We start from the raw sequence: 25,359 nt of genomic DNA on the forward strand, positions 1-25,359 counted from the left end.
AATGATTCGTGCAACAAAGTTGCAAAATCGGTTTTAGCACCTTTCAATGTCAGCAATACCGCAACAGCCATTTCCAAACCGGCACGACTTCTATATCCAACTCATTCCCTGAAATTGTCCTTTCTTCATCCCAAGTAATAATAAAAGTCTTTTTTAAGCCAAAAACTTCCGACATTTTATATAAAGCCCTGACCTCCCGTTCCCGGGTAATCGGATCATCAATGCTATATGATACTTGTATAGCCATTCCTTCATCAGGAATATAAAAGTCTACCTCAATACCCTTATTATAAAAGAACACTCTATCTTCTTTTCCGTATCGTTCTATTAAATTTACAGCAACGATATTCTCCAATAGTTTAGTTTCGGCATTTATCAGAAAATTACTAAGCAACCCGTTATCATAAAAATACCTTTTACAACTAGACATGCGTTCAGCTACTGAATCTGTAAAATTAGGAATGTTAAAAGTCAAATAAACATCATTCATATAGGTGAGATAATCTGCCAATGTATTACGGCTGATACCACTACCTGAGGATTTTACAATATGCAATAGTCGTGTCTGCGTAGTTGGCTGCATGACACTTTCAGCAAGCTTCTTTGCCAATAGCCGGATGGCACCGCTATTGCGAATCTCGTTGCGTGCTATAATATCTCCTAGTAAAATCTTTTGATATAACGAATTAATCCATTCCCGTTTATCTATCAAAGAGAACGTTTCGGCAAATCCTCCGAAATGAAAATAGGTATTGAACTGCTTAATGACTTCCAACCGTTGTTCTGGTTCAAATTCCCAGTTTGCTTTCAAGTGAATCTGATGAAAAGTGAGATACTCTGCAAATGAAAAGGGAAATACTTCCCGTATGATATATCGTCCACCCAAAGTAGTGGCAATATCCCTACTAAGCATTCGCGCATTACTTCCGGTAATGAAAACCCTATATTTAGAATCAGCCAGCCTACGAACAAATTTTTCCCATCCGTCAATATTCTGAATCTCATCAAGATATATCAAAGGCTTACGGTTATCATACATTTCAGCATAACACTCCAACAGAAGTCCTAGTTCCGAAGCTTCAATAGAAGAGATACGCTCATCCTCAAAATTAATATAAAGACAGTCTTCAAAAGTCACTTTGCCCAATTTTACAAGATTCTGTATATCCTGATACATTTGATAAGACTTACCCGCACGACGAATACCAACCAGAACATAATTCGCCTGCTCCTCAAAATATATCGGTCTTTCAACCAGCTGAATCTTACTAATTTCTTGCTGACGCTCGACTATAATTGCCTTTATTATTCGTTTTTCCATAAAATATGCTCTTTATATTGCACAAATATAGCAAAATTATGCTCAATATATTAAGCAACGTCCTCTTTTTCTCTATCGTAACAATCTTTCCTAGTTCTGTTTCGACCTTCAACCTATTTTTCAGAACATATATCCCAATGAAATCATCAGGTTTCTGTTCTTCATTCCTAAATCTTTTGCCACTTCTACCAAACCGAAATCATAGCTTATAGCAAACTGATATTTCTTACTGAACTCAACACCGGCTTTCAAACCAAGACCAAAATCAAATCGTTTTAATCCGTCATTTCCAAATATATCTTCGGATGCAGAGTCAGTGTCCAACTCTTCTAAATCGGCAATGCTACCGTCTACTTTTGCTTTTACCTTTCCAAACAAGCCGACAGCAATATAGGGTCCCACACTACCAAATAATGCAAAGTCGTCATTTACTGCATATTTATAACCAACATGCACCGGAACCTCCAAATAATACGGATTAAATTTAATACTTGCAAGTGAACCACCATCAACCTTCGCACCTTTTAATGTCAGTAACGCTGCAAAATCCATATATGCCCCGCTCGCTTCCTGAGACAACCCTAATTCGGCTTTTACACCTGCATGAAAACCGATCCTGCTGTCAAAGCCGGTAATAGTGTATTTGCTGACATTCATACCTGCCATCACACCCCATTTCAGGTTATCTTGCGCGTTGACACTCACTACACTCATCGCCACTAAAACGAAAAATAACAAAACTTTTTTCATAAGAATAAACAATTTAATTATTAGTTAGAAATTATATGCTGCAAATATAATGAAACAAGTTTGATCTATTACGGAAAATCAATAATTTCTCAACAATCAGGCAATGGTGGACCGCTTACGAGAAATCACCAATGAAAATATCCAAGAATGTGTTTTCAAAGATTTCGGATTATGGAAACCGGAGATCTTGAACGAGGTAAGTGATATATCAAATAAAAGGTATGCCATATACATTGAATTTCTACCGATTGCCTGGAAAGCTCCATGCGACGGTGTACAAATTTCTCATACATCAAAAATAGTATTCTCATAGTCTAATCATCAACGCTTAATAAGCTACAGCAAAGCCGCCGTCCGCCTTCATCATAACCAACTGATTATCAAAGATTATATTACTATAATCAATAGATTTTCAATAAGACATCTCTATCGTTCCACTCCAGTGAACAGATTCGCGCACTCGAGTGCAAAGATCTATTCACTGGAGTGCAAAGATCTGTTCACTGGAGTGGAATAATACGGATGAAGGCAGGAAAACACAATAATGTCGGTTGCAAAAATACGAAGACAAGAATATGTAGTATGAGAAATGCGAAATAAAGTATGAGAAATACCTTCTTTTAAAAGCATTTTATAGCTATAAACCATGAGAAATGCATGTAAACAATTTTATTCTCATAATATATAAGACTAGTAATCAGGTGAATATACCTTTTTATGAGAATATGAGAAATGATTTTATTTTTTCTTATAGGAGAGCGTTACACGTTATTAGCGAAAAAAGAGAAAAGAGAAGGCATGCGAAGTATTTTCATATAAAAACGTTTCTTTCAGCAACAACGGTTACAGTAACTGTCGTTGCTGAAAGAAAACAACTGATTATGAGGTTTTACATACGATTAGGAATTTTCTTCCCTGTCATTCCGTATAAACTCTAGCAATCTTTCCACTGCCTCTTCTTCAGGAATATTCTTTTCTACACAGACCTTGCCTTTATAAAGACTGATTTTTCCTCGTCCGGCACCTACATAACCGTAGTCAGCATCTGCCATTTCACCGGGGCCATTCACGATACAGCCCATGATACCGATTTTCAATCCTTTCAGGTGTGAGGTAGCAGCCTTGATGCGGGCAATCGTTGCCTCCAAGTCGTAGAGCGTACGACCGCAACCGGGACAAGAGATATATTCTGTCTTAGAGGTACGGGTACGTCCGGCTTGCAGGATTCCGAAAGCAGTGGCGTCGACAACAGCATGGCTCAGGTTACCTTGATTGAACAGGAAGATGCCATCGCAAAGTCCGTCAAAAATCAATGCGCCCATATCGGCGGCAGATTTTATTTGCAAATCCTCTGCATTATCTTCTGCATAATGTTGGAAGAAAACAACCGGATTCTGCAAACCTTCCGTTGTCAGTTGATGCACCAATGCACGGTGTTCGCCCAAACGGTTCGGGTGATTGCTTTGGGAAACAATGACCACTTCCGGATGTTGCTTCAGACAGGCGATTACTTCTTCTGTCTGTGCCATATAAGGCATGAACAGGAATTTGAGTTCCGCATTGCATCCGCCCATCAGCGGTAATTGCACATGATTAAAGGCAGGCCAAGTTCCGGTTTCCCCTTGCCATACGTCTGCATCGAGGATATATTCCACGCCTTCTTCCCGTTGCTCGGGCAAGGCTCTTCCGGCATAAATATAGTCCGGAGTGAATTGCGGATTTACTTCCGTCTTTCCATCCATGCGGTCGGCAATGACTACGGGCACATGTTCGCCTCCGATGTTACGGACCGCTTTTGTCTTCCGGCGTTCAGGAGACAGGTAATTGAAATCCGGTGCTTCCAAGCCCGGAATATAGGGATGTCCCTGCCTCAACAGAACATAATCCACCAATTTACGGGCTACCGGAATTTCAGCTTCGGGTGCTTCACTCAAAGATACGCGGATGGTATCGCCCAACCCGTCGCTCAACAATGCTCCGATGCCGAGAGCAGACTTGATACGCCCGTCCTCACCGTCTCCGGCTTCTGTCACTCCGAGGTGCAGTGGGAAAGCCATCCCCTCTTTTTCCATGACGTCCACCAACAGACGGACGGTTTTCACCATCACGACCGTATTGGACGCTTTGATGGAAATCACTACGTCAGTGAAATTCTCCTCGACACAGATGCGGAGAAATTCCATACAGGATTCCACCATCCCCGCAGGCGTATCACCATAGCGCGACATGATGCGGTCGGACAGAGAACCGTGGTTCACCCCGATACGGATGGCCGTGTGGTTCTCCTTGCAGATATTCAGAAAAGGGACAAACCGGTCGTGAATCTTGCGTATCTCCTGAGCGTACTCCTCGTCTGTATATTCCAGTTTCTTAAAAGTACGCGCAGCATCTACATAGTTTCCCGGATTGATACGCACCTTTTCTGCATATTGGGCAGCTACATCCGCCACTTTCGGATTGAAATGCACATCGGCAACCAAGGGAACCATATATCCCTGACTGCGCAGCCCGATATTGATATTCATCAGGTTTTCGGCTTCTTTGACACCCTGGGTTGTGAGGCGGACATACTCGCCACCTGCGTCAACAATACGTTTCGCCTGTTCCACACAAGCCGACGTGTCCTGCGTAGACGTATTAGTCATCGACTGGACACGAATAGAATTGGGGCCGCCCAACGGCACAGCCCCAATATTTACTTCTGTGGTTTCTCTTCGAAAATAATTGAATAGATCCATTAGTTCGTTTTATATTCAAACTTAACTTCTTTCAGTTCTTCGTTTGCTTTTACGATTTTCTTTTTCAGTCCTTCTTTGTAAGCAGCAAAAGCTTCTGCCAATTTCTCGTCACTCAATGCCAACATCTGAATGGCAAGGATAGCGGCATTCATCGCTCCGTTTATAGCAACCGTTGCCACAGGAATGCCCGGAGGCATCTGAATGATAGAATAAAGTGCGTCTACACCATCGAGCACGGAACCTTTTACGGGTACCCCGATCACCGGCAGTGTAGTGTTGGCTGCAATTACACCGGGAAGGGCGGCAGCCATTCCGGCAGCGGCGATAATCACTTTAATGCCGCGGTTGCGGGCATTCTTGGCAAATTCTTCCACAGCCTCAGGCGTGCGGTGAGCAGAAAGCGCGTTCATTTCGAACGGTACATGCATATCATTCAGCAGTTGCGCAGCCTTCTCCATTACAGGAAGATCGGACGTACTGCCCATGATGATACTTACAATTGGAGTCATTTTGATTTACTATTTTACGATTTACTATTTACAATTTAAAGTGAGGTAAGAATTATCCGTTTACCACAGCTTTATACGCTTCGGCATCCAGCAGGTCCTCAACGGCTTTCGGGTCTGCCGGTTTCATTTTAATCAGCCAGCCTTCGCCATAAGGATCTTTGTTCACCAATTCCGGATTTTCTTCCAATGCTTCATTTTGTTCGAGTACTTCACCTGCTACAGGTAGGAAAAGGTCGGAAATGGTTTTCACTACTTCGATGGTTCCGAATGTCTCACCGGCTTCCAACGTTTCGCCAACAGTCGGTATGTCTACGAACACGATATCACCCAATTGTTCTTGAGCATAATCAGTGATACCTACGTATGCAATGTCTCCTTCAATGCGAATCCATTCGTGTTCGCTTGTGTACTTCAAATTCTGTGGAAAGTTCATAATAATTAGTTTTTAGGATTTATACTGTTTTAAAACAAAAATACTCGAAATAATAGGTTCATCATCGGATGGAGCACCAAAAGAGCACATATCAGTCCGACAGCAAAACCGGAAAGCACCTCACCCAACGTGTGATGTCCCAATACAATTCGCGCAGAACCTAATATACCGGCAATCAATATAAACAGACATAACCATCCGACCGGATTGTAACCGAACAAAGCACTGAAAGAAACCAGTCCGCCGATCACTCCGCCTATTCCTGCCATGTGTTCACTCAATTTCCATTTCAAATTCACTGCAATGCAGATAATAGATACTACCAAAGAAACGAGGATGATACCTGTCATATACCAAGGTATATTCAGCCGGCGCATCATCAACAGGCAGAACACATACGAGATGATAGTCAGCAGAATCGGTACATAACGTTTCTTACGCTCACTCAACTCCTGACGGGCAAAGCCATTGATTTTACGAAACAGGAAAATGGTAATGGTAGGTGTCAGTATGGTAAAGCAGTAAACAATTCCCAACACGATCAACTTATATTGTATCGGCATGATACGAAGATAAGAAAACAGGAATAACACCAGAAACGATAAAAACGGAATAGAAAATGGAGTAAAGACCATCGAAGTAGCTCTCGCCACCTGCAACATTGTCTTATCCGCTATGATATGCTCTCTTTCTCTGTCCATCAATACTAATACTTAATACTTTATACTTAATACTTTATATTCGTTCTTATTTTCGAAGTCGCGCAACCGGAATATTCAACTGCTGACGGTATTTGGCTACCGTTCTACGAGCAATGGGATAACCTTTCTCTTTCAAGATGTCTGCCAATTCATCATCTGTCAGCGGTTTCTTTTTGTCCTCCCCGTCAATACACTCTTTCAGAATCTTGCGTATCTCACGGACAGACATTTCTTCGCCGTCCTCTGTGGTATACCCGTCGCTGAAAAAGAATTTGAGCGGATAGATGCCGTAATTTGTCTGCACATATTTACTGTTGCTCACGCGGGAGATCGTTGAAATGTCCAGTCCGGTACGTTCAGCCACATCTTTCAAAATCATCGGTTTCAACAGTGATTCGTCTCCTTCCAAGAAGAAAGGACGTTGTAAGTCAATGATAGCCTGCATGGTAGTCATCAGGGTATTCTGACGCTGCCGCACAGCATCGATAAATCCTTGTGCCGCATCCATTTTCTGCTTCAGGAACATCATCGCTTCTTTGGATTCTTTTGATTGATTAGCCCTGTTTTTGGTATGCTCTTCCACCATTTCCGTGAAGTCGCGACTCATACGAAGTTCGGGAACATTACGGTTATTGAGGCTTACATTGATGGTTCCGTCATCATACGTTTCCACGATAAAGTCGGGAACTATCTGTTGAAGATTCCTGCCAATCGTTTCTCCCAAAGAAGCACCCGGACGGGGATTCAGCTTGGTTATCTCATTAAGAGCTTCCTGGAAAGTTTCTTCATCAATGTCCAGTTTCTTTATAATCTTCTCCCAATGTTTACGGGTGAATTCTTCATAACACTCTCTGATGATACGTTCTTCCAGCTCCAGTATCGGGTTGGGCTTCTTCTCTTCATCCTTCTTCCGGCAAATCTGTATCAACAGACATTCCTGAAGGCTGCGGGCACCGATACCAGCGGGATCAAAATCCTGCAAGATACAGAGTGCTTCTTCCAGTTCTTCTTCTGTCGATTCGATACCGGCATAAATTGCCAGTTCATCACAGATGCTCTCCAATGACTTACGGAGCAGTCCGTCGTCGTCCAATGAACCGATCAGATATTCCACCAGATCACTCTGATGTTCGGTCAGGTTGCGTTCACGCAACTGTTCTTTCAGAATTTCATAAAAAGAGGTGGAATCAGAGAACGGGATATCCTCCGCCTGTTCATCTTTCGAACGGTTGTTCTCTTGTAATTTATAATCGGGAATATCGTCTTCATTCAGATAATCACTCAAAGAATCATAATCGTTGGTATCGCTATCCATGCCATCTTCTGTAATGTCGGAATCAGCATACTCATCCGCAGCGTTTTCTTCTTTACCTTCTTCAAGTGCCGGATTTTCAAGCAGTTCAGCATGGATACGGTCTTCCAGCTCTACTGCGGGAAGCTCCAACAGTTTCACGACCAGAATCTGCTGAGGCGAAAGCGTTTGTACCTGCTGTTGCGCCTGAGATTGTATTTGACGGGAACCTTGTGCCATATTCGTTTTTGCTTTCTACTATTTCTCGCTACAAAAGTAACTTTTTAACGAGAGATTACACAGATTAGTGAGATAATTTTTAATCCTATAACACAAAAATCGTTATCTTTGTTGCACGAACTTAAAAATAAGGACAATATGTTTGCCAAAGAAACGTATATGCAGCGAAGAGCCCTGCTAAAAAAGAATTTAGGCTCCGGAGTATTGTTATTTCTCGGAAATGACGAGTGCGGACTGAACTACGAGGATAACACCTTCCGTTATCGTCAGGATTCCACTTTCCTTTATTATTTCGGACTTTCATGTGCCGGTCTTTCGGCTATTATTGATATTGATGAAGACAAAGAAATCATTTTTGGAGATGAACTGTCTATCGATGCCATCGTATGGATGGGATCGCAACCTACATTACACGAAAAATGTGAACGTGTGGGCGTAAAAAATCTGATGCCTTCCGCAGAAATTACAAGCTATCTCCACAAGTGCGTCCAGAAAGGGAAAGCGATTCATTACCTGCCACCTTACCGTGCCGAGCATAAGTTGAAACTGATGGATTGGCTGGGTATTCCCCCTACACGTCAGGAAGGTTCTGTTCCATTCATCCGTGCCGTTATCGCCCAACGTAATTACAAATCAGCCGAAGAAATTGTAGAAATAGAGAAGGCTTGCGATGTAACTGCCGATATGCACATCACCGCCATGAAAGTGCTCCGTCCGGGCATGTATGAATACGAAGTGGTAGCGGAAATGAACCGGGTGGCCGAATCTAACAACTGCCAGCTTTCGTTTGCTACCATTGCCACTATCAACGGACAGACTTTACACAACCACTATCATGGAAATAAAGTAAAACCGGGTGATCTGTTCCTAATCGACGCAGGCGCAGAAGTAGAATCAGGCTATGCAGGCGATATGTCGTCTACCATTCCTGCCGACAAAAAGTTTACAGCCCGCCAGCGCGAAGTATACGAGATTCAGAATGCGATGCATCTGGAATCTGTAAAAGCTCTCCGTCCGGGTATTCCTTATATGGATGTATACGAACTGTCTGCCCGTGTCATGGTAGACGGTATGAAGGCACTCGGATTGATGAAAGGAAATACGGAAGATGCGGTCCGCGAAGGTGCTCATGCGTTATTTTATCCTCACGGATTAGGTCACATGATGGGATTGGACGTACACGACATGGAAAATCTGGGAGAGATATGGGTAGGATATAACGGCCAACCGAAGAGCACACAGTTCGGTCGCAAATCGCAACGTCTCGCCATTCCGTTGGAACCGGGATTTGTACACACGGTAGAACCGGGTATTTATTTTATTCCGGAACTGATCGACATGTGGAAAGGAGAAAAGAAATTTACCGATTTCATCAATTATGATGTAGTGGAAACTTATAAGGATTTTGGTGGTATCCGCAACGAGGAAGATTATCTGATTACAGAAACCGGCGCCCGCCGCTTAGGAAAGAAGATCCCTTTGACACCGGAAGAGGTAGAAGCTTTAAGATAAACCAATGAATAACACCATGAAGAGACTACTTTTATCTGTATGGCTATTGTCACTTACCTTGCTGTCCGCCGTAGCTGAAAACTATCCTTATAAAAGCGATGTGCTTTGGGTCACCGTTCCCAATCATGCCGACTGGCTTTATAAAACGGGAGAAAAAGCAACTGTGGAGGTACAATTCTATAAATACGGTATCCCCAGGGATAACGTAACCGTCACTTATGAAATAGGGGGTGATATGATGCCTGTTGCCGATACCAAAGGAAGTGCAACTTTAAAGAATGGCAGGGCTGTGATTCCTGTGGGCACAATGAAAGAGCCGGGATTCCGCGACTGCCGCCTGAAAGCAACTGTAGATGGAAAGACCTATTCACATCATATCAAAGTAGGATTTTCACCGGAGAAACTTCGTCCATATACCACCATGCCTTCCGATTTCAAGGAATTTTGGGAAAAGGCTAAGGCGGAACAAAAGGAGTTTCCCCTAACGTATACCAAAGAACATGTCGAAAAATATTCCACTGATAAAATAGACTGTTATCTCGTAAAATTGCAACTGAACAAACGTGGGCAATGCGTCTACGGATATTTATTCTATCCGAAAAAAGAAGGAAAGTTTCCGGTTGTCTTGTGCCCTCCGGGAGCAGGTATCAAAACCATCAAAGAGCCTCTACGCCATAAATATTATGCGGAGCAAGGATGCATCCGTTTTGAATTCGAGATACACGGTCTGAATCCGGAAATGACTGATGAAGAATTTAAAGAAATCAGCAACGCTTTTAATGGCAGAGAAAACGGCTATCTGACCAACGGGCTCGACAGCCGTGATAATTACTATATGAAGCGGGTATATCTGGCTTGTGTACGCGGCATCGACTTTCTAACTTCCCTACCGGAATGGGATGGTAAGAATGTGATCGCACAAGGAGGTAGCCAGGGAGGCGCCCTAGCATTAATCACCGCCGGACTGGATGAACGGGTGACAGCTTGCGTCGCCAATCATCCTGCCTTAAGCGATATGGCAGGCTATAAAGCCGGACGTGCCGGTGGCTATCCGCATTTCTTCAGAAATTCGGTGGATATGGATACCCCCAAAAAAATAAAGACAATGGCCTATTATGATGTAGTGAACTTTGCTAAATTGATAAAAACAGACACCTATATAACGGGGATTCAACGATGATGTATGTCCTCCGACTACCAGCTATATAGTATACAATGTATTAAACTGTCCGAAAGAAGCCCTGATTACTCCTATTAATGAGCATTGGACCTCCAATGATACGGAATATGGGCATCTGCTTTGGATAAAGAAGCATTTGAAATAAAGAATCAATCATTCCATTCGGATATGGGCAACTACTCTTTTTTTCCTTATATATACTCACTATGCTGGATATATATGTCCAGCAAGCGGGGTATATATATTCACCACGTGGGCAAAAGTAAGGTGAAACGTGGGCTTATGATTGCTTGCATGTGGGCTGGAACCCGCCAACACGTGGGCTGAACAAAACAGAGCCTGTATCTAGGTAAAACAAAGCCTCTGTTACAATGCAATGCAGGCTCCGTTTTGTTACTGACAAACTAGATTTCAAAGTACACCTACCCCATGGCAAACTGAACACCCTACTTAATATTTAAAGCTACTACCTCCTAAGAATTCGCGCAATAAGGACGTAGGCGGAATCTCCTTATCCTGTACAGGAACAAAATATTTGATAAACTTCAGCAATCGGTATGCTTCGCAATATTCAGGACAGTTGCGCGGAACTCCCATCAGAATAGGTTCGGCATGCAAACGGAGAACTGCAAACTCAAAAAGCAGCGCCGAATTAAACATTACGTCGGCATTCTCTTGATAGGGGAAAATCCATTTATCTTCACCGGCACGTACACTCGGCCAGCGTAATATCGTTTCACGTGCCGAATATCCCCGATAATTGAAGTCACGGATAATGCGACGCAACAGACGGTTGTCAGTTGTCGGAATCCAGTTATGGTCATCCAAAGAGATGGTGGTTAATGCCGAAACATAAATCTTGAATTTCCGTTCAGCCGGTATATGCGGTGTCAGTTCCGGATTCAGGGCATGAATACCTTCCAGAATCAGAATCGTATTATCTTCTATTTTCAGTTTATCGCCTTTATACTCCTTCTTGCCAAGAGAGAAATTAAAACGAGGCAGTTCCACCTCTTCACCGCGTAGGAGTGCCTGCAACTGTTGATTGAACAGTTCCAGATCAAGTGCATACAGTGATTCATAATCATAATTTCCGTTTTCATCCAAAGGAGTCTCTTCACGATCTACAAAGTAATTATCCAAAGAGATCGGGAATGGTTTCAGTCCATTAGTCATTAGCTGGATAGAAAGCCGTTTACTGAAAGTTGTCTTTCCCGAAGAAGACGGTCCGGCAATCAATACCAGTTTTACCTGGTTACCGTTTTCACCACGATGGAATATAGTATCGGCTATCTGAGCTATTTTCTTCTCCTGCAGTGCTTCTGCAACATTTATCAGATCGGTTGCATGTCCCTCTTCGCAGGCCAGGTTAAAATCTCCGGCATTGTTAAGCCCCATGATATAACTCCAGTTTAGGTATTCTTTAAAGACATCCAGCATTTTTTCCTGCTTCACCACATCTTCAAGCACATTCGGATTTTCCCGGCTCGGAATCCGGAGGAGCAATCCATCGTAATATTTCACGATATCGAATAATTTAAGATATCCGGTACTGGGTAGCAGGTTCCCATAATAATAATCAATGGTATCACCCAATGTATAATAATAGGTATAGAGCGAACCGGAAGTTTCCAGCAACCTCACTTTATCATTCATTCCTCGCTCGCTGAAAACACGCACAGCTTCAGCCGTGTGACATTCAATACGGTGATAGGAAATATTCTCCGCGATAATCTCCTGCATCCGTTGCTTGATGCGTGTCACATCTTCCAGTTCGATGGGGCGTCCAATCCGCAAATTGCAGAAATAGCCTTTTGAAACAGGATGTTCTACAAACAGTTTACCATCAGGAAACAGTTCCGTGACTGCCTTAAACAATACAAAGCAGAGCGAACGGACATACGTACGCATACCGGACTGATCTCTCACATCCAGAAACTCTACATCCTTATTATTATAAACTCTGAAGTTAAGCCCCTCGGAACGATTATTGACCTTGGCACTTACTACCTGATAAGGAAAATTAAGATTAAAACCGTAATAAATATCCAAAAGTGAGCTTCCGATAGGGAATTCTTTGGAAATATTGTTATTTTTGCAACATATTTGTAACATCTGTTTCATCGAGTTCGTTAAAAGGTGAATAATTTGGAACTAATATACTTATAATCAGATAGAGAACAAATAACCATTAAAAATATTATAGATGGAATATTCTTTTTATGATTTTTTAAAGCTTATAGGCTCATTAGGACTCTTCCTTTACGGAATGAAGATTATGAGTGAGGGCTTACAAAAGGTCGCGGGTGACAGATTGCGAAGTATTCTAACGGCAATGACTACCAATCGGGTAACGGGAGTTTTAACAGGAGTGTTAATAACAGCTCTTATCCAGTCTTCTTCAGCAACGACAGTGATGGTCGTAAGTTTCGTAAACGCCGGATTGCTCACACTTGCCGAATCCATCAGCGTCATTATGGGTGCTAATATCGGTACTACCGTGACTGCCTGGATCATTTCAATTTTCGGATTTAAGGTTGATATGGCTGCCTTCGCTCTCCCGCTCTTAGCCATCGCCCTTCCGCTCATCTTCTCCGGCAAAAGCAACCGCAAGTCCATCGGCGAATTCATTTTCGGTTTTTCTTTCCTTTTCATGGGGCTTTCTTATCTGAAAGCAAACGCGCCCGACCTGAACGCCAACCCGGAAATGCTTGCCTTCGTACAAAACTACACGGACATGGGATTCTTCTCCATCATCCTGTTCTTACTCATCGGTACTATATTGACGATGATTGTACAGGCCTCCGCCGCCACCATGGCAATTACATTGATTATGTGCGCCAACGGATGGATCAGTCTGGAACTGGGAGCAGCACTCGTTTTGGGAGAAAACATCGGAACCACTATCACGGCCAACCTTGCCGCACTTACAGCCAACACACAGGCTAAGCGGGCAGCATTGGCCCATTTTGTTTTTAACGTGTTCGGTGTTATCTGGGTCTTGATTGTCTTCCATCCTTTCATGGAACTGGTAAACTGGGTAGTAGATACCTTTTTCCAAAGTAACAATCCGGAAGTTGCTATTTCCTACAAATTATCGGCTTTCCACTCAATCTTCAATATCTGTAACGTATGTATCCTGATATGGGCGATTAAACTGATTGAACGTACCGTATGTGCTCTTATCCACCCCAAAGAAGAGGACGAAGAGCCCCGTTTGCGGTTTATCACCGGTGGTATGCTTTCTACCGCTGAACTTTCTATTCTTCAGGCTCGCAAAGAAATCCATCTTTTTGCAGAACGTATACACCGGATGTTCGGCATGGTGCAGGATTTGCTACACACAGAAAAGGACGACGATTTCAACAAGCTGTTCAGCCGAATTGAGAAATATGAGAATATCAGCGACAACATGGAACTTGAAATAGCCAACTACCTGAATCAAGTATCTGAAGGCCGGTTAAGTTCTGAAAGCAAACTACAGATACGCGCCATGCTACGTGAAGTGACGGAAATTGAAAGTATCGGCGACAGCTGTTATAACCTAGCACGTACCATCAACCGGAAACGTCAGACTAATCAGGATTTTACCGAGAAACAATATGAACATATCCACCTCATGATGAAGTTGACCAACGATGCACTTGCCCAAATGATTGTGGTTGTAGAAAAGCCGGAACATCAGAACATTGACATCAATAAGTCCTTCAACATCGAGAATGAAATTAACAACTACCGTAACCAACTGAAGAATCAGAACATTCTGGACGTAAACAACAAAGAATACGATTATCAGATGGGAGTTTATTACATGGATATTATCGCCGAATGTGAAAAACTAGGTGACTATGTGGTGAATGTAGTAGAAGCCAGTAGTGATGTAAAAGAGAAAAAAGCTTCTTGACAGAGAGCCTAATTGAATGATAAAAAAGGAGAACCAGCTAAAATATATTTATAGCCGATTCTCCTTTTAAATTAAATCATCCTCCAGAAAAACAAAAAAGACCGGGCATATATCTATACACCCGGCCATTCTCCTCTTAATAATTCTCTCTCTTGTTTTTATCCTTCGTACGGTTCAAAATCTTCTTTGCCGACTCCGCATAACGGACAAGTCCAATCATCTGGAATGTCTTCAAAGGCTGTTCCTGGTTCAATTCCGCTTTCCGGATCTCCTTGTTCAGGGTCGTAAATATATTCACAGACCGTGCAAATGTACTTCTTCATAACGTTCGTATTTTTAATTGGTTTTCTAACTAATATAACACAAATAGCAAGATATTTGTTCAACACTATTTTCCAAACTAAAGAAATTTCTCAAACCATTGTCCGTTCCTTATCGCACATGTGGTAAACGACGGTAACAAATTCAACTTCATAAAAAGTTTTAATTAAACAATTTATCACAATTTTATGTTGTATTTTTGCGGTTCAAACTAAACGCATGTATCTGCATGAGTACAAATAAAAATGACTATTATCACTTAGGACTTACGGATGACGAAGTCCTACAAAGCAGGGAGAAAAATGGTATTAACCTGTTAACACCTCCCAAGCGTCCTTCCCTGTGGAAGCTTTATCTCGAAAAATTTGAAGACCCGGTGGTGCGTGTACTATTAGTAGCAGCCGTTTTCTCGTTAATCATTTCCATCATCGAGAACGAATACGCTGAGACTATCGGAATTATTGCCGCCATCCTGCTGGCTACCGGAATCGGTTTCTTTTTCGAGTATGATGCCAGCAAGAAGTTTGATCTGCTGAATGCTGTCAATGAAGAAACATTGGTTAAAGTGATCCGAAACGGACGTGTACAAGAAATTCCCCGCAAAGACATAGTGGTAGGTGATATCGTAATTCTGGAAACGGGTGAAGAAATTCCCGCCGACGGAGAACTGCTGGAAGCCATCTCTTTGCAAGTAAACGAATCTAATCTGACTGGAGAACCTGTTATTAATAAAACTACTGTAGCAGCCGATTTTGATGAAGAAGCCACTTATGCCTCCAATCTGGTGATGCGTGGCACTACAGTGGTGGATGGACATGGTACCATGCGCGTACTGCATGTGGGAGATGCTACTGAAATCGGGAAAGTAGCCCGACAGAGTACAGAGGATAACCTCGAACCCACCCCGCTGAACATACAGCTCACCAAACTCGCAAATCTGATTGGAAAGATCGGTTTCACCGTTGCCGGTCTGGCTTTCCTTATTTTCTTGGTGAAAGATGTAGTGCTATATTTTGATTTCGGTTCACTGAACGGATGGCATGAGTGGCTTCCGGTTTTCGAACGGACACTGAAATATTTTATGATGGCAGTTACACTGATTGTAGTAGCTGTGCCTGAAGGATTGCCAATGAGTGTTACGCTTAGTCTGGCATTGAATATGCGTCGCATGCTTTCCACCAACAATCTAGTGCGAAAAATGCATGCTTGCGAAACAATGGGAGCCATCACCGTGATTTGTACGGATAAAACCGGTACACTGACTCAAAATCTGATGCAAGTGCACGAACCCAATTTTTACGGCATCAAAAATGGCAGTATTTTGTCCGACGATGATATCAGCACACTCATTGCAGAAGGAATAAGCGCTAACTCAACCGCTTTCCTTGAAGAATCAGCCAAGGGAGAAAAACCCAAAGGCGTAGGAAATCCAACCGAAGTGGCTTTATTGCTCTGGCTTAACAAACAGGGAAAAAATTATCTGGAACTTCGCGAGAAAGCACATATCCTCGACCAACTCACTTTCTCTACGGAACGGAAATTCATGGCAACCCTTGTTGAGTCGCCACTGATCGGAAAAAAAATACTCTATACAAAAGGAGCCCCGGAAATTATTTTGGGCAAGTGTAAAGAAGTAGTCTTGGACGGACGACGAGTGGACGCCGTAGAATATCGTTCCACAGTAGAAGCACAACTGTTGAGCTATCAGAATATGGCTATGCGTACACTTGGATTTGCGTTCAAGATTGTCGGAGAAAATGAGCCAAACGATTGTACAGAACTGGTTTCAGCCAACGACCTGAATTTCTTGGGAGTAGTTGCCATCTCCGACCCGATTCGTCCGGACGTACCTGCTGCGGTTGCTAAATGCCAATCCGCAGGTATAGGCATCAAGATTGTAACTGGTGATACACCGGGAACGGCAACGGAAATCGCACGTCAGATAGGTCTTTGGAACCCCGAAACTGATACCGAACGAAATCGAATCACCGGTGTTGCATTTGCTGAATTGAGCGATGAAGAAGCATTGGATAGAGTAATGGATTTAAAAATCATGTCCCGCGCCCGCCCGACAGACAAGCAACGCCTGGTGCAGCTGCTTCAGCAAAAAGGAGCAGTCGTAGCCGTAACCGGAGACGGAACCAACGATGCCCCGGCTTTGAATCATGCCCAAGTAGGTTTGTCAATGGGTACAGGTACTTCTGTAGCCAAAGAAGCCAGCGATATTACCCTGCTCGATGACTCCTTCAACAGTATCGGAACTGCCGTTATGTGGGGACGCTCCCTGTATAAGAATATCCAGCGTTTCATTGTTTTCCAGCTGACGATCAACTTCGTAGCACTGCTCATTGTCTTGTTGGGTTCTGTGATCGGTACGGAACTTCCGCTGACTGTCACACAAATGTTATGGGTGAACCTGATTATGGACACTTTTGCCGCTTTGGCCCTCGCTTCCATTCCGCCCAGCGAAACCGTGATGCTTGAGAAACCCCGCCGAAGCACTGATTTTATTATCAGTAAGGCAATGCAGTATAATATATTAGGTGTGGGCTCCATCTTCCTCATCGTACTGCTCGGAATGATTTATTATTTCGACCACAGCACGGAAGGCATGGATATACACAACCTGACCATTTTCTTCACCTTCTTTGTCATGCTACAATTCTGGAATCTGTTCAATGCCCGTGTATTCGGCACTACCGATTCGGCATTCAAGGGACTTTCCAAATCGTATGGTATGGAACTTATTGTATTGGCTATTCTTGCCGGACAATTCCTGATCGTACAGTTCGGTGGTGCTGTATTCCGTACGGAGCCGCTTGACTGGCAAACTTGGCTTTTAATTATAGGCGTTTCGTCCACGGTGTTATGGGTTGGAGAAGTTGTTCGCCTTGTTCAACGTATTATTCACTAAGAGAGTAGAAATGAAAAGTAAAGGAATAAAAAACCTTCTTATTGATTTAGGTGGTGTACTTATCAATCTCGACCGCCAACGTTGCATTGGGAACTTTCAGAAATTAGGGATCCGGAACGTGGAGGACCTATTGGATATCCATAATCCGAACGGACTCCTGCTGCAACAGGAAAAAGGATTGATTACACCCGCCGAATTCCGTGACGGAGTTCGTCAGATGATAGGCAAAGCAGTGAGCGACACACAAATAGATGCAGCCTGGAATAGTTTTTTGGTAGACATACCGACACACAAACTCGATTTATTATTAAAATTACGCGAGAAATACGTCGTCTATTTATTGAGCAATACCAACCAAATCCACTGGGACTGGGCATGTATTCACCTGTTTCCCTACCGCACATTTAAGGTGGAAGACTATTTTGAGAAAACGTACCTCTCTTTTGAAATGCAAATGGCCAAGCCCGAACCGGAGATCTTCAAAGCAATCATAGAGGATGCCGGTATCGAGCCGAAAGAAACACTCTTCATCGATGATTCTGAGATGAACTGTAAGGCAGCCCAGAATTTAGGAATTTCCACTTATACAGCAAAAGAAGGCGAAGACTGGAGTCATCTTTTCAACAGCAAATAATTCTAGAGATATGCAGATTATACGTGACACATCGGCTATTAACCCGGAACCCAGTGTAGCTACCATCGGTTTTTTTGATGGAGTACATGCAGGACATCGCTATCTGATTCAGCAAGTGAAAGAGATAGCCGCCGCCAAAAGTCTACGCTCTGCATTGGTTACTTTCCCCGTTCATCCCCGCAAAGTGATGAACACGAATTATCGTCCGGAGCTTCTGACTACCCCGGAAGAAAAAATAAGGCTGCTGGCAAACATCGGAGTAGATTACTGTCTGATGCTTGATTTCACCCCGGAAGTTTCCCGGCTTACCGCCCGAGAATTCATGACACAGCTGTTAAAAAAACGTTATCAAGTAAAACACCTGGTTATCGGCTATGACCATCGTTTTGGGCACAACCGCAGCGAAGGTTTCGAAGATTATGTACGCTATGGGAAAGAAATTGGTATAGAAGTGATCCGCGCCAAAGCATACACCAGCAATATAGAAATAGAGAACGTACCCAATGTTCCGGTAAGTTCTTCCCTGATCCGCAAACTTCTTCATCAAGGAGAAGTAGACCTAGCTGCCGATTGCCTGAAATATGAATATTTCCTGGACGGGATAGTAGTAGGCGGCTATCAGGTAGGCCGCAAAATAGGTTTTCCAACGGCCAATTTAAGCGTGGATGATCCTGATAAACTGATCCCCGCGGACGGTGTATATGCCGTATGGGTGACATTCGATAAAAAAACATATATGGGAATGCTGAACATAGGTGTCCGCCCGACGATTGATAATGGCCCTAACCGAACCATTGAGGTGAATATCCTTCACTTCCATTCGGACATATACGATAAATTCATCCGGCTTACTTTCGTAAAACGGACGCGTCCCGAGCTGAAATTCTCTAGTATCGACGAGTTAACAGTGCAACTCCATAAAGATGCCGAAGATACGGAAGCTATTCTTCTTGCCAGCAAGGCAGGCGATAACAGTAGAGAGACAAAATAAATAACACAATAACCGAATAATAACAACTTAAAAATAGATTCTTATGCAAAAGTCATTTATGAGCATCTCTTTGGTGGTAATAGCTATTTCGATGTTAGCTATGTTTATCTATAATTTCTTTACAACTAACTAAAGAGCAATGAAAACAGCTATCAAACTGATATTAATAGACCTTCTCATTGCACAGATTGTCGCCCCTATCCTGATTACGATTCCCTGTACGCTCTATTTGTTAGTCACCACAGGAGATTTGGATAAGGTTGCTCTGACGCAAATGATTATGATTCCGGCCCAATTAGCCGGTCAGATTATGATGGGTATTTATCTATGGAAAGCCGGCTATATCAGTACACAAAAGGCGACATGGTTGCCTGTATCAGCGCCATTCCTAATTTGTAGCGGGCTAGCTATTCTCACCGCCGGCTTTTTGGTATCTGCACTTATGGGACTGCTAGACTGGATACCCAACATCATGGAGCAATCTTTCGACATCCTCCAATCCGGTTGGGGCGGTATTCTTGCAATAGCTATCATCGGTCCTGTACTTGAAGAAATCTTGTTTCGCGGAGCCATTACCAAAGCTTTGCTTCAACAATATAATCCGACTAAAGCCATTCTGATTTCCGCACTTCTGTTCGGTGTCTTTCATATAAATCCGGCCCAGATCCTTCCGGCATTTCTAATCGGTATCCTGCTGGCATGGACTTATTACAAAACAGGTAGCCTGATACCGTGTATACTCATGCACGTGCTCAATAACTCGCTATCTCTGTATCTTAGTATTAAATATCCCGAAGCCGAAAATATGGATGACCTGATTAACGGTACTCCTTATCTCATCGCTTTGGTCGGTTCAGTCCTGCTACTTATTTGCACCATATCAATCATGAATTCTCACCACAGAGGACACAAAGGTTTATACCAACAATAGGGATATATAATAATCGCAAAATGTGTGATGGTAAAAAAGCTCTGTGTACTCCACGTCCTCTGTGGGGAATTTTATCTCTCTTTTGCTTTAAATGCCAATGCATACATTCGTATCTGTTTCACCATCGACAGCAAACCATTGCTACGCGTTGGCGACAGATGCTCTTTCAACCCGATCTTGTCTATAAAATAAAGATCTGTATTCAAGATTTCATCAGGAGTATGTCCTGAAAGGACTTTAATCAATAAGGCAATAATTCCTTTGACTATCAAAGCATCACTTTCCGCTTTAAAAACGATTTTACCGTCTACATCATCCGCTTGAAGCCACACCCTACTTTGGCATCCTTCAATCAGATTTTGTTCCGTCTTATATTTTTCTTCAAGTGGTTCCTGCTCATTTCCTAAGTCAATAAGTAGTTGATAACGGTCCATCCAATCGTCGAAGTCACTGAATTCTGCAATCACTTCGTCCTGTAATTCATTAATTGACATTATAAATAATTATTTAATCCTGTTATTTCTCATTATAAATCACTTCCAATACCGTTTGGCCTACTGCTTTCAACGTATTCTTATCTATATGTTCCATATTATCATTGACCGTATGCCATGTAGGAGTAAAGTCACCCTCCTGATTATATGGAATAATATCAATTGTTTTAATACGTGCCAAGCGATTAATGAACAGATGGTCATCGGTAACAAATCCTCCGTTACCATCCATAAAAGTGTTCCCGTTGCCAATCTTCTTCGCCGCTTTCCAGACTTTCTGATTTATATCGGGAGCAAACTCTTCAGAATATCCCTCTTTCATAAACACGCTACTTTCCCCCCCTACCATATCGAGCAAGATGCCAAAACGTGCATTATATCCCTGCACATGAGGATTGCGTGCCCAATACTGTGAGCCGAGACACCAGAATTCTTCTTTATGCTGCCCCGTATAAAACTGAGGCGCACCATAATCCTCTGCATCCAGCAAAATAATATCAATTCCTAGTTCCGGTTGTTGCTGATTGAGCAGGCGAGCTATTTCCAACAAAGCACCTACACCACTGGCACCATCATTGGCACCCAAGATCGGAGTTTTATGATTCTTCTCGTCAGAATCGTTATCAGCCCACGGACGTGTATCCCAATGCGCAAACAGAGCAATTCGTTTTTTGCTTTCCGGTTTATAAGAACCGATAATGTTTCTCGCTTTCAACAAGGTTCCGTCATAAGCAATCAAATCTGCATATTGATTAGTCACTTGAGCACCGAAAGCCTCCAACTGACTGGCAAGGTAATTTCCACAGGCAACATGTCCTTTTGTGTTAGGAACACGAGGTCCGAAATCCACCTGATTCTTTACATACAAATAAGCACTATCCGCATCAAATTGAGGTACATTCACTGCTGTCTCTTCGCTTTGTTCACTCGTACTATTTGCTTTATTACCTCCTCCGCAAGAGAATGCTGATAATAACAAAAAGGCACTCATTAATACTATCATAGTTTTCTTTTTCATCGTCCTTTCATCTATTAAGGCTTCAAAATTAGTCATTTTCATCACAGCATCGTTCAGATGGAATGGTTTATTAACATATAAACTTCAGTTCTACATTTTTCTTTCCGACCATAAGTTCCACTTTTGCGCCGTTTATAAGCGGCAGATTATGAGTCACGTGTCCTACCGGAAAATTAAAACAGACCGGATAATCATACTCTTTTACTAAATCCGCCAAAGCTGCATACAATTCCTTACCCAACGAACAGTCTTCTTCATACTCTGTAAATTGACCGATAATCAGTCCGGACAGTTTTTCGAGTACGCCTCCTAATTTCAAATTATACATCATACGCTCGATAGCATGCGGACGTTCGCTGACATCTTCAATAAACAATATCGTCCCTTCTGCCGGAATATCGTATGGAGTTCCCCGCAAACCGTATGCTACCGCCATATTGCCACCATGCAAAACGCCTTGTGCAGCCCCCTGCTTATTCAGTTTGTGCTTCTCGCATGTATAAGAAGGGATATTTCCAAATAAGATATCCTTCAGATAGTTCGTACAAAGATCATCTTCCGGTTCTACCGTAAGATGACGGGCCATCAACGAATGTAGGGAAGCATATCCATTTTTCTGAAACAGATTGTGCAACGCTGTGATATCGCTAAAACCCAGTAACCATTTAGGATGTTCACGAAAAGCTGTAAAATCAATCTTATCAATCAAATGTACCGCCCCGTACCCTCCACGACTACACAGGATAGCTTTCACCTCAGGGTCGTCCATCGCGTCCTGCAAATCTTGCAGCCGTTGCCTGATTGTTCCGGCATATCTCCCGGATGAACTTCCGGCATATTTTCCCATAGCCACTTTCAAGCCCCATGATTCTAAACGTTTCTCGGCTCCTTTCAGAAATTGTTGGTCTATCTTACTCGAAGGTGATACAATAACCACTTTATCACCTTTCTGCAAAAAGGAAGGAAATTGAATATCCATATATATTCTTATTTAATTGACTTTCGTTGATAAAATACCAGACTGCCCGGATGCATTTGTTTTCATCTGCAAAAATACAGGAAAAAACGGTTCCATACACATCCAACAGTCAAAACAAACAAAATATAGCAAAATGTTACATAACAGATGCATTTTTTCGGATTATAATCGTTATTTTTTCAATCATTTTTCTGATATTTGCTAAAAATCTAACGTTATGGAACCTATTCTAAATTTTGCCCAACTAACGGCCCATCTCAAAAAACTAAATCATAGAAAACGAATTGCCGTGGTCTGTGCCAACGATCCTAACACAGAGTATGCCATCTCTCGTGCGCTGGAAGAGGGAATTGCAGAATTTCTTATGATTGGAGATTCAACAATTCTGAAGAAGTATCCCACGCTCAAACAATATCCCGAATATGTAAAAACTATCCATATCGAAAATCCGGACGAAGCGGCACGCGAGGCTGTCCGTATCGTTCGCGAAGGGGGAGCCGATATTTTGATGAAAGGGATTATCAATACAGACAACTTACTGCACGCCATACTCGACAAAGAAAAAGGGTTGTTACCGAAAGGAAAAATCCTCACGCATCTGGCAGTGATGGAAATTCCGACCTATCATAAACTGCTTTTCTTCTCGGATGCTGCGGTCATTCCACGTCCCACGCTACAACAACGCATAGAGATGATTTGGTATGCTATCTGTAGCTGTCGCCATTTTGGCATCGACCAGCCGCGTGTCGCCTTGATTCACTGTACGGAAAAAGTGAGTGCCAAATTCCCTCATTCACTAGATTATGTGAATATCGTAGAGCTTGCCGAAGCGGGAGAATTCGGAAATGTGATTATTGACGGCCCGCTGGATGTACGTACTGCGTGCGAACAGGCAAGTGGTGATATTAAAGGGATTGTATCTCCTATCAACGGACAGGCAGACGTACTGATATTCCCGAACATTGAATCGGGCAACGCATTCTACAAATCTGTCTCCCTGTTTGCAAAGGCAGAGATGGCAGGATTGCTTCAAGGTCCTATTTGTCCTGTAGTTCTTCCGTCGCGCAGCGATTCCGGCTTATCCAAATATTATAGCATTGCGATGGCATGCTTACAAGTGTCAGGAGATTGCGAGTGCAGAAAACAGGCTAGCCAGATCGCAAACTCATCATTCTAAATTCACCACTTAAAACTCACTAGTCATGAAAATACTGGTTATCAACCCCGGCTCTACTTCTACAAAGATTGCGGTTTACGAAGACGGAACTCCGCTGTTTATCAGCAATATAAAACATTCCGTAGAAGAGCAGTCCGCTTTTCCCGAGGTAATAGATCAGTTTGAATTCCGGAAAAATCTGGTATTACAAGAATTGGAGAACAACAAGATCCCTTTTTCTTTTGATGCAATCATCGGACGCGGAGGTTTGGTGAAACCGATACCGGGCGGAGTGTATGAGGTGAACGATGCCATGAAACGTGATACAGTGCATGCCATGCGTACCCATGCCTGCAACTTAGGAGGACTGATTGCCAGCGAACTAGCTGCCACCCTACCCGATTGCCCGGCTTTCATCGCTGATCCGGGAGTGGTGGATGAACTGGAAGACGTAGCCCGCATTACAGGTTCTCCGTTAATGCCGAAAATTACCATCTGGCACGCCTTGAACCAAAAAGCAATCGCACGGCGTTTTGCCAAAGAGCAAGGGACGCAATACGAAGATTTGGATTTAATCATCTGCCATTTAGGAGGAGGCATTTCTGTTGCAGTCCATCACCATGGACGTGCTATTGACGCCAACAATGCGTTGGACGGCGAAGGACCTTTCTCACCGGAACGCGCCGGCACACTTCCTGCCGGTCAACTGATCGACCTTTGTTTTAGCGGTCAGCATACCAAAGACGAATTGAAGAAACGTATCTCCGGACGTGCCGGATTGACTGCTCATTTAGGTACGACTGATGTGCCCTCCATCATCCATTCGATAGAAGAAGGGGATAAAAAGGCGGAACTGATACTGGACGCCATGATTTATAATGTTGCAAAAGCGATAGGAGCCAGTGCTACTGTACTTTGCGGGAAAGTAGATGCTATCCTTCTGACAGGAGGAATCGCTTATTCGGACTATGTAGTTTCAAGGCTCAAAAAAAGAATTTCTTTCCTGGCTCCCATCTATGTTTATCCGGGAGAGAATGAAATGGAGTCGTTGGCTTTTAATGCCATAGGAGCGTTGAAAGGAGAATTGCCGATACAAGTTTATAAGTGACATAAGCTATTGATTTATCGATTCCATCGCTTGGTTTTAAAGGTAGAAAACGACTTTATTAACAGGTATATTTGCCTGTATCATAAACTTTTTAAATAAAAAAGCTCTTTCAAAGAAATTTTTCTCATATCTTTGCGACGTGTTAAGTTAATAAATTGATTAAGGTCGATTTTTGACTGTTTCGAATCGGGAAGTATGGGGGTACTTTCCGATTCTTTTTTTGGAGAGGATATA

General features: G+C 42.8%; 20 protein-coding genes and 1 pseudogene. 9 read left to right on the forward strand and 12 right to left on the reverse strand.

The window, feature by feature from the left end:
• Nucleotides 1–49 precede the first annotated feature (49 nt).
• The 7 genes from A4V03_RS15990 to rpoN all read right to left on the reverse strand — a co-directional run bounded on the left by A4V03_RS15990 (nucleotide 50) and on the right by rpoN (nucleotide 7,983).
• Complete coding sequence (locus tag A4V03_RS15990; RefSeq protein ID WP_024987901.1) at nucleotides 50–1,321, reverse strand: ATP-binding protein; 1,272 nt, start codon at nucleotides 1,319–1,321, stop codon at nucleotides 50–52.
• A 120-nt stretch (nucleotides 1,322–1,441) separates the two neighbouring features.
• A complete protein-coding gene (locus A4V03_RS15995; protein WP_024987902.1) occupies nucleotides 1,442–2,071 on the reverse strand; it encodes a porin family protein in 630 nt (209 codons plus the stop codon).
• 899 nt (nucleotides 2,072–2,970) lie between these two features.
• Nucleotides 2,971–4,809, reverse strand: coding sequence for a 4-hydroxy-3-methylbut-2-en-1-yl diphosphate synthase (locus A4V03_RS16010; RefSeq protein WP_065539606.1), 1,839 nt, complete (start codon nucleotides 4,807–4,809; stop codon nucleotides 2,971–2,973).
• Complete coding sequence (purE, locus tag A4V03_RS16015; protein ID WP_004296231.1) at nucleotides 4,809–5,318, reverse strand: 5-(carboxyamino)imidazole ribonucleotide mutase; 510 nt, start codon at nucleotides 5,316–5,318, stop codon at nucleotides 4,809–4,811. Before purE ends, A4V03_RS16010 begins: the two co-directional genes overlap by 1 nt.
• Nucleotides 5,319–5,370: 52 nt before the next feature.
• Nucleotides 5,371–5,751 (reverse strand): glycine cleavage system protein GcvH, encoded by a 381-nt coding sequence (gcvH, locus tag A4V03_RS16020; RefSeq protein WP_065539607.1) that lies wholly within the window; start codon nucleotides 5,749–5,751, stop codon nucleotides 5,371–5,373.
• Nucleotides 5,752–5,780: 29 nt separating this feature from the next.
• Nucleotides 5,781–6,452: a phosphatase PAP2 family protein gene (locus tag A4V03_RS16025; RefSeq protein WP_065539608.1), complete on the reverse strand. Its 672-nt coding sequence runs from the start codon at nucleotides 6,450–6,452 to the stop codon at nucleotides 5,781–5,783.
• Nucleotides 6,453–6,498: 46 nt separating this feature from the next.
• On the reverse strand, nucleotides 6,499–7,983 hold the full coding sequence (gene rpoN / locus A4V03_RS16030; protein WP_065539609.1) for an RNA polymerase factor sigma-54: 1,485 nt from the start codon (nucleotides 7,981–7,983) through the stop codon (nucleotides 6,499–6,501).
• A 138-nt stretch (nucleotides 7,984–8,121) separates the two neighbouring features.
• On the opposite strand from rpoN, the gene A4V03_RS16035 reads away from it, so the two are divergent.
• Both A4V03_RS16035 and A4V03_RS16040 read left to right on the forward strand, forming a co-directional pair.
• Nucleotides 8,122–9,495: an aminopeptidase P family protein gene (locus A4V03_RS16035; protein ID WP_065539610.1), complete on the forward strand. Its 1,374-nt coding sequence runs from the start codon at nucleotides 8,122–8,124 to the stop codon at nucleotides 9,493–9,495.
• A gap of 16 nt (nucleotides 9,496–9,511) precedes the next feature.
• Nucleotides 9,512–10,820 (forward strand): annotated as a pseudogene (locus tag A4V03_RS16040) (acetylxylan esterase).
• A gap of 305 nt (nucleotides 10,821–11,125) precedes the next feature.
• Here the strand turns inward: A4V03_RS16040 and A4V03_RS16045 are convergent.
• Complete coding sequence (locus A4V03_RS16045; protein WP_065539611.1) at nucleotides 11,126–12,799, reverse strand: nucleoside kinase; 1,674 nt, start codon at nucleotides 12,797–12,799, stop codon at nucleotides 11,126–11,128.
• An 82-nt stretch (nucleotides 12,800–12,881) separates the two neighbouring features.
• Here A4V03_RS16045 and A4V03_RS16050 point away from each other — a divergent pair, with 82 nt between their 5' ends.
• A complete protein-coding gene (locus A4V03_RS16050) occupies nucleotides 12,882–14,579 on the forward strand; it encodes a Na/Pi cotransporter family protein (protein WP_065539612.1) in 1,698 nt (565 codons plus the stop codon).
• 158 nt (nucleotides 14,580–14,737) lie between these two features.
• On the opposite strand, the gene rd is transcribed toward A4V03_RS16050, so the two are convergent.
• The gene (gene rd, locus A4V03_RS16055) at nucleotides 14,738–14,902 is read right to left on the reverse strand and encodes a rubredoxin (RefSeq protein ID WP_004306971.1); all 165 of its coding nucleotides are present in this window, start codon (nucleotides 14,900–14,902) and stop codon (nucleotides 14,738–14,740) included.
• A gap of 227 nt (nucleotides 14,903–15,129) precedes the next feature.
• On the opposite strand from rd, the gene A4V03_RS16060 reads away from it, so the two are divergent.
• The 4 genes from A4V03_RS16060 (at nucleotide 15,130) to A4V03_RS16075 (ending at nucleotide 20,370) form a co-directional block, all read left to right on the forward strand.
• A complete protein-coding gene (locus A4V03_RS16060; RefSeq protein WP_065539613.1) occupies nucleotides 15,130–17,814 on the forward strand; it encodes a calcium-translocating P-type ATPase, PMCA-type in 2,685 nt (894 codons plus the stop codon).
• A gap of 10 nt (nucleotides 17,815–17,824) precedes the next feature.
• Nucleotides 17,825–18,448 carry an HAD family hydrolase gene (locus tag A4V03_RS16065; RefSeq protein ID WP_065539614.1) on the forward strand — a complete coding sequence of 208 codons (624 nt, stop codon included), beginning with the start codon at nucleotides 17,825–17,827 and terminating at the stop codon, nucleotides 18,446–18,448.
• Between the two features lie 10 nt (nucleotides 18,449–18,458).
• A complete protein-coding gene (gene ribF / locus A4V03_RS16070; protein WP_065539615.1) occupies nucleotides 18,459–19,439 on the forward strand; it encodes a riboflavin biosynthesis protein RibF in 981 nt (326 codons plus the stop codon).
• Between the two features lie 139 nt (nucleotides 19,440–19,578).
• Nucleotides 19,579–20,370, forward strand: coding sequence for a CPBP family intramembrane glutamic endopeptidase (locus tag A4V03_RS16075; protein WP_065539616.1), 792 nt, complete (start codon nucleotides 19,579–19,581; stop codon nucleotides 20,368–20,370).
• Between the two features lie 71 nt (nucleotides 20,371–20,441).
• On the opposite strand, the gene A4V03_RS16080 is transcribed toward A4V03_RS16075, so the two are convergent.
• The 3 genes from A4V03_RS16080 to A4V03_RS16090 form a co-directional block, all read right to left on the reverse strand.
• Complete coding sequence (locus A4V03_RS16080; protein ID WP_008644950.1) at nucleotides 20,442–20,864, reverse strand: SufE family protein; 423 nt, start codon at nucleotides 20,862–20,864, stop codon at nucleotides 20,442–20,444.
• A gap of 22 nt (nucleotides 20,865–20,886) precedes the next feature.
• A complete protein-coding gene (locus tag A4V03_RS16085) occupies nucleotides 20,887–21,882 on the reverse strand; it encodes a M20 family metallopeptidase (RefSeq protein ID WP_065539617.1) in 996 nt (331 codons plus the stop codon).
• 70 nt (nucleotides 21,883–21,952) lie between these two features.
• The gene (locus tag A4V03_RS16090) at nucleotides 21,953–22,861 is read right to left on the reverse strand and encodes a S66 peptidase family protein (RefSeq protein ID WP_065539618.1); all 909 of its coding nucleotides are present in this window, start codon (nucleotides 22,859–22,861) and stop codon (nucleotides 21,953–21,955) included.
• Nucleotides 22,862–23,078: 217 nt separating this feature from the next.
• Between A4V03_RS16090 and A4V03_RS16095 the strand changes: the two genes are divergently transcribed.
• Together A4V03_RS16095 and buk are read left to right on the forward strand one after the other, a co-directional pair.
• A complete protein-coding gene (locus A4V03_RS16095; protein ID WP_065539619.1) occupies nucleotides 23,079–24,038 on the forward strand; it encodes a phosphate acyltransferase in 960 nt (319 codons plus the stop codon).
• Nucleotides 24,039–24,063: 25 nt separating this feature from the next.
• The gene (gene buk / locus A4V03_RS16100) at nucleotides 24,064–25,125 is read left to right on the forward strand and encodes a butyrate kinase (RefSeq protein ID WP_065539620.1); all 1,062 of its coding nucleotides are present in this window, start codon (nucleotides 24,064–24,066) and stop codon (nucleotides 25,123–25,125) included.
• Nucleotides 25,126–25,359 lie beyond the last annotated feature (234 nt).

It is taken from the genome of Bacteroides caecimuris, assembly GCF_001688725.2.
In the GTDB taxonomy this organism is placed as follows: domain Bacteria; phylum Bacteroidota; class Bacteroidia; order Bacteroidales; family Bacteroidaceae; genus Bacteroides; species Bacteroides caecimuris.